This is a genomic window from Kitasatospora sp. NPDC094015 (genome assembly GCF_040304075.1).
Taxonomy (GTDB): Bacteria; Actinomycetota; Actinomycetes; order Streptomycetales; family Streptomycetaceae; genus Kitasatospora.
This window is the reverse complement of record NZ_JBEOUL010000064.1, coordinates 1-12079: the sequence shown is the minus strand read 5'-3', so window position 1 is coordinate 12079 and position 12079 is coordinate 1. Positions and strand designations below refer to the sequence as shown.

Genomic DNA, 12079 nt, shown 5'->3' with positions numbered 1-12079 from the left:
ATGTGGTACTCGGCCTGCAGCTCCGCCAGCAGGTCCATCACCTGCGCCTGGACGGTGACGTCCAGCGCGGTGGTGGGCTCGTCCGCGATGATCAGGTCCGGCTCCAGGGCCAGCGCCATCGCGATCATGATGCGCTGACGCATACCGCCGGAGAACTGGTGCGGATAGTCGGTCACCCGCTGCTGGGCGGCCGGGATGCGCACCCGGTCCATCAGCTCCACGGCCTTGACCAGGGAGTCCTTCTTGGACATCCCCTCGTGCACCCGGAAGACCTCGCCGAGCTGCCAGCCCACCGAGAAGACCGGGTTGAGGGCCGAGAGCGCGTCCTGGAAGATCATCGCGATCTTCCGGCCGCGGATCGAGCGGCGCCGCTCCTCCGGCATGGTGAGCAGGTCCTCACCCCGGTAGAGCACCCGTCCGCCGGTGATCCGTCCGGGCGGGGTGTCCAGGATGCCCATGATCGCCTGCGCGGTCACCGACTTGCCCGAACCGGACTCGCCCAGCACCGCGAGGGTCTCCCCCGCGCCGACGCTGTAGCTGACGCCGTTGACCGCCCGGGCCACGCCGTCCCGGGTCTTGAACTCGACCTGCAGGTCGTCGACCTGGAGCAGGGCCGGCTCGGTGCCGTCCTGCCGCAGCTCCACGGCCGGGTCGTCCTTGGGTGCCTTGTCCATCGTGTCGCCGCTCCCGCTCCGCGTCGCGTCCGTGCTCCTCATGCCGCTCACCGCAACTTCGGGTCGAGCGCGTCGCGGACCCCGTCGCCGACGAAGATGAAGCCCAGCGAGGTGAGCACCACCGCGAGCGAGGGCAGGGTCCACATGTAGTCGTACACACCGATGAAGCCCCGGCCGGAGGCGAGCATGTTGCCCCACTCCGGGACCTCGGGGCTGACCCCGACACCGAGGTAGGACAGCGCGGCCTCGGCGACCACCGCCAGCCCGACGTTGAAGGTGCCGAAGATGATCACGGGGGCGATCGAGTTGGGCAGGATGTGCCGCGTGATCACCCGCAGGTGCCCGGCGCCGAGCGCGCGGGCCGCGTGCACGTAGTCCATCTCCCGCGCGGACAGCACCGAACTGCGCAGCAGCCGCGCCACGGTGGCCCAGCCGAAGATCGCCAGTGACAGCACCACCGGCCAGACGCCGCGCCCGGTGACGGTGATGATGATGATCGAGCCGATCAGCAGCGGGAAGGCGAAGAACACGTCCGCGGTGCGCATCACCAGGGTGTCGTAGAACCGGCCGAAGTAGCCGGCGACGGCGCCCAGCACGATCCCGATCAGCAGCGTGAGGATGATCGACACCAACCCGACGAAGACCGCGATCCGGGCCCCGTAGATGACCCGGGACAGCTGGTCGCGGCCGAGGATGTCGGTGCCGAACAGGTGGGCCCCGGTCGGCTGTTGGAGGGTGTTCATGAGGTTCTGCTTGAGCGGGTCGTACGGGGCTATCCACGGCGCGAACGCGGCGGTGAACAGCAGGCCGGCGACCAGCACCAGGCCGACCAGGGCGAGCCGGTTGGCGGCGAAGCGGTGCCAGATCTCCTGCCACTCCCGGACCACCTTGACGGGCGGCTCGGCGGCGGCGTCGGCGCCGCGCTGCGCGGGTACGTCCTTGCGCAGGCCGGCGGTTGTCGTTTCGTCAGTCATGTCGCGCCCTCAGCTCAGCCGGATGCGGGGGTCGAGCATCGCGTACAGCAGGTCCACCAGCAGGTTGAGCACCACGAAGATGGCCACCGTCCAGGTGGCCACCGCCACCACGATCGGGTTGTTCTGCTGCTGGATCGCGGTGGACATCGCCATGCCGACGCCGTCCCAGTTGAAGATGGTCTCGGTGATGATCGCGCCGCCCATCAGGCCGCCGAACGAGATGCCGATGTAGGTGACCACCGGGATCACCGAGTTGCGCATCACGTGCTTGAGCAGCACCTGCCGCTTGGGGACGCCCTTGGCGATGGCGGTCTTCACGTAGTCGGCCCGCAGCACCTCCAACATCGTCCCGCGCATCAGCCGGGCGACCAGCGCCGCGTCGATGATGGCCAGCGTGACGGCCGGCAGGATCAGCTGGACCGGGTCGCTGGGATCACCGATCACCGGCACCCATTTCAGCTGCACGGCGAAGAGGTTGAGCATCAGCATGCCGATCACGAAGGTCGGGAAGCCGACCAGCAGGGTGGTGACCAGCGTGACCACGGTGTCCAGGAACGAGTACCGCTTGAGCGCGGCCAGCGTGCCGACGGCGGCGCCCAGCAGCACGTCGATGGCCATCGCGGCGACGGCCAGCTTGGAGGTGTTGACCAGCTTCGGCAGCAGGATCTCGGAGACCTGGCGGCGCTGGGTGTAGTCCTCGCCCATGTCGCCGCGGGCCAACTTGCCGACGTACGTGGCGTACTGGACCACCAGCGGGTCGTCGAGCCCGTACTGCTGGCGGAGCTGCTTGACCACGGCGGGGTCGCGGGCGCGCTCGCTCCCGCCGAGCGAACCGACCGGGTCACCGGGGATGACGAACAGGCAGGCGAACAGGATCAGTGTCGCGCCGAGCAGCACGATCACCATCTGGCCAAGCCTTCGCAGGAGGTATCTGCCCATGGAATTGCCTCTCTGTGTGGTTGCGGCAGATCGGCGTCGCCCACCCCTGCGCTCCGCCGGGTCGGGCGGGCACGGTGGACCGCCGGCCCTGCCTGGTCGAGGCAGGGCCGACGGCGGTGGGATTCCGTACGGATCGAGGAACGGGCTGCGCCTGGTGCGAAGGGCCGGTTACTTCTGCGAGACCTTCGACAGGGTCGGGTTCTCGTTGAAGTCGTAGCTGAGGTTGACCCACTTGTCGGTGTTGGCGACGCGCTGCTGGGTGCGGTTCCAGAGCGGGATCAGGGCCAGGTCCTCACCGATCGCGAGCTTCTCGGCCTGCTGGTAGAGCTTGTTGCGCTCGGCCGGGTCCTTGGAGGCGGTGGCCTTCTTCAGCAGGTCGTCGAAGGCCGGGTTGCTGTAGCGGCCGCGGTTGTCGCCCTGCGCGTTGTGGGTGGTGGCGTCCTCGTTGATGGCCGAGGTGGACAGCAGCGGGTTCAGGAAGTTGCCGGGGGTCGGGTAGTCCGCGCCCCAGGCCGCGCGGTACAGGCCGGTGGCGTCCGGGGCCTGCTCCTTCTTCAGCAGCTCCTTGAACGGGATGCCGTCGATCTGGACGTCGAGGCCGAGGACCTCCTTGAGCTGCTGCGCGACGGCCTGCACCCAGGCGTCGTGGCCGCCGCCGGTGTTGTAGCCGAAGTACAGCTTGGTGCCCGGGGTCAGGCCGGCCTTGGCGGCGAGCTCCTTGGCCTTGTCCTTGTCCTGCTTGCCGCAGCTGGCGCAGACGCCGGGCTGGTAGGCGTCCTTGAAGGCCGGCGGCACCAGCGTGGTGGCCTTGTTGCGGAAGCCCTTGAACACGCCGGCCACGATCGCGTCGCGGTCGATGGCGTAGGAGACCGCCTCGCGGGCCTCCTTGGTCTTCAGCGGGCCGTTGAAGGTGATCGGCAGGATGTAGTTCATGCCGTTGGCGTCCCAGTTCAGGAACTCGCCCTTGGGCTCGTAGACCGCCTTGGCCGCGCCGAGCTGCTCGGTGGGCAGCCGGGCCCAGTCGAACTGGCCGGCCTGGAAGCCCTGGTACTCCAGCTGGTCGGCGTTGGCCGAGTTGAGGATGGAGATCTCCACCCGGTCCAGGTGCGCCTTGGTCAGCCCGTAGCTGTCGTTGCGGACCAGGGTGATCTTGCTGTTGTGCTGCCAGGGGCCGTCCAGCTTGAACGGGCCGTTGCCGATCGGCTGGTCGTTGAACGTCTTGTTGGTCGCCGGGCCGGCGTCCTTGGGCACCGGGCTGAACACGGTGTGGAAGGTCCGCAGGTCGAACTCGCAGTCCTTGACGGCGAGCTTGACCTCGAGGGTGTTGGCGTCGGGCGCGGAGAGGCCGGAGAAGGTGGTGGCGGAGCCGTCCTGCAGCTTGTCGAAGCCGTCGATCTCGGCCATGTGGTACGCCACGTCGGAGGCGGCGTCCTTGGCGGCGGCGCGGGTCCAGCCGCGGATGAACGCGGCGGCGTCCACCGCCTCGCCGTTGCTGAAGGTGGTGCCGCTCTTGACCTTGAAGGTCCAGGCGCTGCAGTCGTCGTTCGGGGTGCGGCTCTCGGCCAGCGCGTTGGAGAGCTTGCCGTCGGCGTCCACGCTGGTCAGCCCGGTGAACAGGGCCTGGGTGACCAGGGTGCCCTCGGACTCCTGGGTGTTGTACGGGTCGATCGCGGTCGGCTCGACAATGCCCAGCCGGAACGTGCCGCCGTCCTTGGCCGGCGCGTTGTTGCTCTGGGACGGCTTGCTGCCGGAGTCGCCACTGGTCCCGTTGTTGCTGCAGGCAGCCACGGCCAGGACGGTGGAGGCCGCCACCACCGTCCATCGCATTGTCTTGGTGAGCCTCATTCAACTGCCTCTCGAGTCAGGGCGGGGAACGAAGGAGCTCCTTCGCCGCCCGGTGTTCCAGGCAGGCCGAAGGTCAATACAACGGCGGCGCGGCCGAGTTGACAGCGTCCGCTGATCCGCGTGGAGCCACTATCGATCACCTCCCACCCCGGGCGGAATCGCTCGCACATCTCTTTTCTGTTACATGGCCCTGCCAAGATGCGCTATTCCACGGCAATGCAGCGCATATCGTTCACGGAATTTCACAGATTGGGTTCCGCCCAACGGACGATCAAGTCCGGTCAGCGAATCGGGAGTTGACGATCAGTTGACTCGATCTTCATCCGGCCCCGGGAAGCACGGAGGCCCGCCCCCGCGAGCGGGGACGGGCCCAGGCCTTCTCCTGGTGGGCGCGGCGGAGGTCAGCCCTCACCGGGCTGTCGCTCCCCCGCGAAGTGGCAGGCCGAGTCGTGCGCGGCCGGCCCCGCCAGCGTGTCCCGGCGGACCAGCGGGGGCTCCTCGGTGGCGCACCGCTCCTGCGCCCGCCAGCAGCGGGTGCGGAAGCGGCAGCCCGAGGGCGGGTTGGCCGGCGAGGGCACGTCGCCGACCAGCACGATCCGGTCCCGCGCCTCGCGCGCCCGCGGGTCCGGCACCGGCACCGCGGACAGCAGCGCCTGGGTGTACGGGTGGGTGGCGTGCTCGTAGATCTCGGCGTCGGAGCCGACCTCCACGATCTTGCCGAGGTACATCACGCCGACCCGGTCGGAGATGTGCCGCACGATGGAGAGATCGTGCGCGATGAACATGTACGAGAGGTTGAACTCGTCCTGCAGCTGCTCCAGCAGGTTGATCACCTGGGCCTGCACCGACACGTCGAGCGCGGAGACCGGCTCGTCGCAGATGATGATCTCCGGCTTGAGCGCCAGCCCCCGGGCGATCCCGATGCGCTGGCGCTGACCGCCGGAGAACTGGTGCGGGTACCGGTTGATGTACTCCGGGTTCAGCCCCACCACGTCCAGCAGGTCCTGCACCGCCTTGCGGCGGTCACCCTTCGGCGCCACCTCCGGGTGGATCTCGTACGGCTCCCCGATGATGTCGCCCACCGTCATCCGGGGGTTCAGCGAGGTGTACGGGTCCTGGAACACCATCTGGATGTTGCGCCGGACGGCCTTGAGCCCCGCACCGGACAGCCGCGAGATCTCCTCGCCCTTGTACCGGACCGACCCCGAGGTGGCCGGCTCCAGGTTCATCAGGACCTTGGCCAGCGTCGACTTCCCGCAGCCCGACTCCCCGACGATCCCCAGCGTCTCGCCCTGGACGAGGTCGAAGGAGACGCCGTCCACCGCCTTGACCGCGCCGACCTGCTTCTTGAACAGGATCCCCTTGGTGAGCGGGAAGTACTTGACCAGGTCGCGCACCTCCAGGATCGGCTCGCCGCGCGCCACCGGGTGGTTGAAGGCGATCTCCTCCGGCGCCGTCGCACCGATCGGACTGGCTCCGCTAAGCGTCATCGAGGGTCTCCTTCCAGTAGAAGCAGGCGCTGCCCCGGCCGGGCGCGGGCGTGCCGTCCGGTGCGGTCACGTCGAAGAGCCGGGGCACCTCCTGCCGGCAGATCTCCTGGGCCCGGGGGCAGCGCGGGTTGAAGGCGCAGCCCGGCGGGATCCGCAGCAGGTTGGGCGGCAGGCCCTTGATCGCGTACAGCTCCTGGCCCTTCTGGTCCAGTCGCGGGATGGAGTCCAGCAGTCCGCGGGTGTAGGGGTGGGCGGGCTTGGCGTAGAGCTCGTGGACGGGGGCGGTCTCGACGATCCGGCCCGCGTACATGACGGCGATCTTGTCCGCGACGTCGGCGACCACGCCGAGGTCGTGGGTGATCAGGATCAGGCCCATGTGGTACTCGGCCTGCAGCTCCGCCAGCAGGTCCATCACCTGCGCCTGGACGGTGACGTCGAGGGCGGTGGTGGGCTCGTCCGCGATGATCAGGTCCGGCTCCAGGGCCAGCGCCATCGCGATCATGATGCGCTGGCGCATGCCGCCGGAGAACTGGTGCGGATAGTCGCCGACCCGGTCCTTGGCGGCCGGGATGCGCACCCGGTCCATCAGCTCGATCGCCTTGGCCTTCGCCTCGGAGCGGGAGGCGCCCCGGTGCGCGCGGAACATCTCACCGAGCTGGAAGCCCACCGTCATGACCGGGTTGAGCGAGGAGAGCGCGTCCTGGAAGATCATCGCGATCTTCCGGCCGCGGATCCTGCGCCGCTCCTCCCGGCCCATGGTGAGCATGTCGTGGCCGCGGTAGAGGATCTGGCCCTGCGGGATCCGGGCCGGCGGCATGTCCAGGATGCCCATGATCGCCTGCGCGGTCACCGACTTGCCCGAACCGGACTCCCCCAGCACCGCCAGCGTCTCGCCGGCCGCGACCTGGTAGCTCACCCCGTTGACGGCCTTGGCGACGCCGTCCCGGGTCTTGAACTCCACGTGCAGGTCCCGGACGTCGAGCAGCGGCCCCCGGTAGGGCTCCTCGCGGACGGTCGGGGTGATGTCAGCAGCAGTAGTCACAGGGACTCCCCTTGCTCAGCGCAGCTTCGGGTCGAGGGCGTCGCGCACGGCGTCGCCGAGCATGATGAAGGCCAGGACGGTGATGCTCAGGGCCGCGGCCGGGAAGAACATCACGTAGGGGGCCGTGCGGATCACCTTCTGGGCCGAGGAGATGTCCACGCCCCAGGAGATGGTCGGGTCCTGCAGGCCGATGCCGAGGAAGCTCAGCGTCGCCTCCGCGGTGATGTAGCCGCCGAGCGCGATGGTGGCGACCACGATCACCGGGGCGACCGCGTTCGGCAGGATGTGGCGGAACATCAGCCGCCCGGTGCCGGCGCCGAGTGCCTTGCCGGCCACCACGTAGTCGGACTGCTTGACCGTCAGCACCGCCCCGCGCATCACCCGGGCGAGCTGGGTCCAGCCGAGGAAGGCCAGCGCCAGCACCACCGTCCACACGTTGCGCACGGTGAAGGCGTTGAGCAGCACCAGGGCGCCGAGCAGCAGCGGGATCCCGAAGAAGATGTCGATGATCCGGGAGACCACCGAGTCGATCCAGCCGCCGAAGTACCCGGCGACCATGCCGGTCAGCCCGCCCAGGATGGTCACGGCCAGGGTGACGCAGATGCCGACGGTGATCGAGGCCCGGGCCCCGTACAGCACCCGGGCGTAGATCGAGCGGCCCTGACCGTCGTAGCCGAACCAGCCGGCCCCGAAGAAGTCGGTCCAGTCGGGCCGGCGCAGGTAGTTGAGGACCAGGTTGGACTGGCGCGGGTTGGCGTTGGTGAACAGGCCGGGGAAGATCGCGATGATCACCAGGAGCACGATCAGGGCGGCCGAGACCAGGAAGATCGGACGGTGCCGCAGGTCCCGCCAGGCGTCCCCCCACAGGCTGCGGGCTTCCTCCCGCTTGGTCGGGTCCGGCTCGATCAGGGTGTCCTGCTCGACCAGCAGGCCCTGGTTGCCGACGTAGTCGAGGTGGCCGCTGCCGGGCGGCGGGAGCGGCTTGGGGTCGTTCTCGTCGTGCACGTCAGGCATAGCGGATCCTCGGGTCCAGGACGGCGTAGAGCAGGTCGACGAGCAGGCTGGCGACCAGGTAGACGATGACCAGGACGGTGACGATGCCGACCACCGTCGGCCCCTCCTTCTGGCCGATCGCCCGGTAGAGGATGTTGCCGACGCCCTTGACGTTGAAGATGCCCTCGGTGACGATCGCGCCGCCCATCAGCGCGCCGAGGTCGGTGCCCAGGAAGGTGACCACCGGGATCAGCGAGTTGCGCAGCAGGTGCCGGACGATGATGGTGCGCCGCGGCAGGCCCTTGGCGGTGGCGGTGCGGATGTAGTCGGCCCGCAGGTTCTCGCCGATCGAGGTCCGGGTCAGCCGGGCCACGTACGCCAGCGAGAGCGCGGCCAGCACCGCGCCGGGCAGCAGGAGTTGGGTGATGTCGGTGGAGTCCTGCACGGTCGGGGTGACCCAGCCGAGATTGGTGGCGAACACGGTCTGCGCGATGTAGCCGAGCACGAACACCGGGATGGAGATCACCAACAGGGTGAGCAGCAGCACCAGGGTGTCGGCGATGCTGCCCCGCTTGAGGCCGGAGAGCACGCCCAGCGGCAGGCCCACCACGATCTCGAAGAAGAACGCGATCAGCGCCATCCGGATGGTGACCGGGAAGGCGTCGGCCATGATGCTGGAGACCGAGCGGCCGGTGAAGCTGGTGCCGAAGTCCAGGTGCAGGATGTTGTTCATGTAGTGCAGGTATTGCTTCCACAGCGGCTGGTCCAGGTAGAACTGGTGCCGCAGGCTGGCCACCTGGGCCGGGTCGGCCGCCTTGTCACCGTACATGGCGGCGATCGGGTCGCCCGGCAGGGTGTACACCATCAGGAAGATCAGCAGTGTGGCGCCGAGGAACACCGGGATCATCTGCAGTACGCGCCGAATGACGTAGCTGCCCATCGTGCCTCCGTCCGAAGGAGCGGCCTAGAACCGGGGCCCCGCCCTCCGTGCGGGGAGGACGGGGCCAGTACGCGCGGGATCAGCCCTTGACCTCGACCTGGGTCCAGGCGGGGTTGCCGAACGAGTCGAAGGTGACGTTCTGCACGTTGGTGGAGTAGCCCGAGTTGGTCCGGTAGTACCAGAGCGGGATGGCCGGCATGTCCTGCGCGAGGACGGCCTCGGCCTGCTGGTAGCCGGTCGCGGAGTCCTGGATGCTGGCCGCCGCGTCGGCCTGGTTGGCCAGCTGGTCGAACTGCGGGCTGCTGTAGCCGAAGTCGTTGGCGGCCGCGCCGGTCTTGTAGACGTCGGCGAGGAAGTTGGCGTTCAGCGGGTAGTCCTGCACCCAGCCGGTCCGGAAGGCGCCGTTGACCTGGTGGCCGGTGATCGCCTCGCGGGCGGTCTTGAAGTCGGCCTTGGGGTCGCCCACGCAGTCCACGCCGGTGTTCTGCCGGATGGAGTTGCAGACCGCGTCCACCCACTCCTTGTGGCCGCCGTCGGCGTTGTAGGTGATCTTCAGGCTGTTGCCCGGCACCCCGCCGCCCTCGGTGATCAGCTGCTTGGCCTTGGCCGGGTCGAAGTTGCAGAAGTCGCCGCAGGTGCCGGCCTTGTAGCCCTCGACGCCCTCGGCGACCCAGGCCGAGGCGGGGGTGCGCGAACCCTGCAGCACCGTCTTGGTGATGGTGTTGCGGTCGATCGCCATCGACAGGCCCTGGCGGACCTTGGCAGTGTTCGCGCCCTGCCACTGGGGCTGGTAGAGCGTGAAGCCGATGTTCTGGATCGCGCCCTGAGGGGAGTCGATCGCCCGGTCGCCGAGGTCGCTCTTGTAGGTCGCCAGCGCCGACGGCGGCACCTGGTCCATCACGTCCAGGTTGTTGGACTGCAGGTCCGCATAGGCCGCCTCGGCGGTGGTGTACATCTTGAACACCACGCCGCCGTTCTTCGGCTTGTCCACGCCCATGTAGCCCGGGTAGGACTTGGTCACCACCTGCGTGTTGTGGTCCCAACTGACGAACTGGTAGGGCCCGTTGCCCACCGGCTTCTGCCCGTACCCGGTCGGGTCGTTGAAGAAGGCGTCCGGCAGCGGCGAGAAGGCGATGTACCCCAGCTTGTAGGGGAAGTAGGAGACCTTGCCGCTCAGCTTGATGGTGAAGTGCGTGTCGTCCACCACAGTCAGGCCGGACATCGTGGTCTTGGTGCTCGCCCCGCCGGTCGGGTGCACGTCCTGGTAGCCCTCGATGTCGGAGAACCAGGAGCTGTTGATCTGGTTGTTCGCGGTGGTGGCGGCCCAGTTCCAGGCGTTCACGAAGTTGGCCGACTTGACCGGCGTGCCGTCGTGGAAGGTCCAGCCCGTCTTCAGGGTCACGTTGAAGGTCTGCGAGTCGCTGGTGTCGATCGACTGCGCGACCTGCATCCGCAGCTGCGCGTTGCTCGGGTCGTAGTCGGCGAGCCCCTTGAAGAGGTTCTGCAGGATGCGTCCGCCACCGGTCTCGTTCGCGTTGGCCGGCTGCAGGGGGTTCTGCGGTTCACTGCTCTGGTAGCTGAAGGTCTTCTGCGCGTCGGAAGAACCGCTTCCGCTGTCGCTGCCGCCGCTGCCACATCCGGCGGCCAGCAGGGCCACGGATGTCGCACCGATGACGGCCCGGCGCACGCGGGTGGCTGAGGGCATGGAGCATCCTCCTAGGGGTGTGGAACGCATCACACCCCATCGAAGGCCCGGCCGCGCGGTGGCGCGACCGCAGTACCGCCGGACGGGTGCAGCCCCTTGGGCCGTCCGGAGACGGCGAAGGGCCCGCGGCGCCGTTCGGCGTCGCGGGCCCTTGCTCATCGACCGTCAGGCCGCGGTGGCCGCCTCGCGGACCTCGGCGAAGTGGCAGGCCGAGTCGTGCGCGGCCGGGCCGCTCAGCACCTGCGGCACGGCGAGCAGCGGCACCTCGGTGGCGCAGCGCTCCTCGGCCTTCCAGCAGCGGGTGCGGAAGCGGCAGCCCGACGGCGGGTTGGCCGGCGAGGGGATGTCACCGGAGAGCACGATCCGGTCGCGGTTCTCGCGGCCGGTCGGGTCCGGCACCGGCACCGCGGACAGCAGCGCCTGGGTGTACGGGTGGGTGGCGTGCTCGTAGATCTGCTCGTCGGTGCCGATCTCGACCATCTTGCCGAGGTACATCACGCCGACCCGGTCGGAGATGTGCCGGACGATGGAGAGGTCGTGCGCGATGAACATGTAGGAGAGCTCGAAGTCCTTCTGGAGCTGCTCCAGCAGGTTGATCACCTGGGCCTGCACCGAGACGTCGAGCGCGGAGACCGGCTCGTCGCAGATGATGACCTCGGGCTTGAGCGCGAGACCGCGGGCGATGCCGATGCGCTGGCGCTGGCCGCCGGAGAACTGGTGCGGGTACCGGTTGATGTACTCCGGGTTCAGGCCCACCACGTCCAGCAGGTCCTGGACGGCCTTGCGGCGGTCACCCTTCGGCGCCACCTCCGGGTGGATCTCGTACGGCTCCCCGATGATGTCGCCCACCGTCATGCGGGGGTTCAGCGAGGTGTACGGGTCCTGGAAGACCATCTGGATGTTGCGGCGGACGGCCTTGAGCGCGGCGCCCGAGAGGCGGGAGATGTCCTCGCCCTTGAACAGCACCTGGCCGGCGGTGGCCCGCTCCAGGTTCATCAGGACCTTGGCCAGCGTCGACTTGCCGCAGCCCGACTCGCCGACGATGCCCAGCGTCTCGCCCTTCCGGAGGGAGAACGAGATGCCGTCCACGGCCTTGACCGCGCCGACCTGCTTCTTGAAGAGGATGCCCTGGTGCAGCGGGTAGTGCTTGACCAGGTCGCGGACCTCCAGGATGGGCTCAGCCATGGAGGGTCTCCTTCCAGAGGTGGCAGGCGCTCTTGCGGCCGGCGAGCTCGGCGCCGTCCTTGTCGAGCACCTGGTGCAGCGCCGGGATCTCGGTGCGGCAGAGGTCGGTGGCGGCGTCGCAGCGCGGGTTGAAGGCGCAGCCGGCCGGCACCTTGAGCAGGTTCGGCGGCAGGCCCTTGATCGCGTAGAGCTCCTCGCCCTTCTGGTCCAGGCGCGGGATCGAGCGCAGCAGCCCCTTGGTGTACGGGTGCGCCGGGTTGGCGTACAGCTCGTGGACGGGGGCGGTCTCGAC

Annotated in this window: 11 protein-coding genes; all 11 read right to left on the bottom strand. The window is 68.8% G+C overall.

Annotation, left to right across the window (positions count from 1 at the left end):
• Nucleotides 1-674 (bottom strand): ABC transporter ATP-binding protein (locus tag ABT014_RS33995; protein ID WP_350643638.1); only part of this gene is annotated, 674 nt, incomplete at its 3' end.
• A 47-nt stretch (nucleotides 675-721) separates the two neighbouring features.
• Nucleotides 722-1648, bottom strand: coding sequence for an ABC transporter permease (locus ABT014_RS33990; RefSeq protein WP_350643635.1), 927 nt, complete (start codon nucleotides 1646-1648; stop codon nucleotides 722-724).
• 9 nt (nucleotides 1649-1657) lie between these two features.
• Nucleotides 1658-2587, bottom strand: coding sequence for an ABC transporter permease (locus tag ABT014_RS33985; protein ID WP_350643633.1), 930 nt, complete (start codon nucleotides 2585-2587; stop codon nucleotides 1658-1660).
• Nucleotides 2588-2755: 168 nt separating this feature from the next.
• A complete protein-coding gene (locus tag ABT014_RS33980; protein WP_350643631.1) occupies nucleotides 2756-4432 on the bottom strand; it encodes a peptide ABC transporter substrate-binding protein in 1677 nt (558 codons plus the stop codon).
• 401 nt (nucleotides 4433-4833) lie between these two features.
• Nucleotides 4834-5922, bottom strand: a complete 1089-nt coding sequence (locus ABT014_RS33975; protein WP_350643629.1) for an ABC transporter ATP-binding protein — start codon at nucleotides 5920-5922, stop codon at nucleotides 4834-4836.
• Nucleotides 5912-6964: an ABC transporter ATP-binding protein gene (locus ABT014_RS33970; RefSeq protein ID WP_350643627.1), complete on the bottom strand. Its 1053-nt coding sequence runs from the start codon at nucleotides 6962-6964 to the stop codon at nucleotides 5912-5914. Before ABT014_RS33970 ends, ABT014_RS33975 begins: the two co-directional genes overlap by 11 nt.
• Nucleotides 6965-6979: 15 nt before the next feature.
• Complete coding sequence (locus tag ABT014_RS33965; protein WP_350643625.1) at nucleotides 6980-7978, bottom strand: ABC transporter permease; 999 nt, start codon at nucleotides 7976-7978, stop codon at nucleotides 6980-6982.
• Entirely contained in the window at nucleotides 7971-8897 is a 927-nt protein-coding gene (locus ABT014_RS33960) for an ABC transporter permease (protein WP_350643622.1), read from the bottom strand. Before ABT014_RS33960 ends, ABT014_RS33965 begins: the two co-directional genes overlap by 8 nt.
• 79 nt (nucleotides 8898-8976) lie before the next feature.
• Nucleotides 8977-10602, bottom strand: coding sequence for a peptide ABC transporter substrate-binding protein (locus tag ABT014_RS33955; protein ID WP_350643620.1), 1626 nt, complete (start codon nucleotides 10600-10602; stop codon nucleotides 8977-8979).
• 165 nt (nucleotides 10603-10767) lie between these two features.
• Complete coding sequence (locus ABT014_RS33950) at nucleotides 10768-11787, bottom strand: ABC transporter ATP-binding protein (protein ID WP_350643618.1); 1020 nt, start codon at nucleotides 11785-11787, stop codon at nucleotides 10768-10770.
• Nucleotides 11780-12079, bottom strand: a 300-nt coding sequence (locus ABT014_RS33945) for an oligopeptide/dipeptide ABC transporter ATP-binding protein (RefSeq protein ID WP_350643616.1), incomplete at its 5' end; no start/stop codon positions are given. The genes ABT014_RS33945 and ABT014_RS33950, both read right to left, overlap by 8 nt.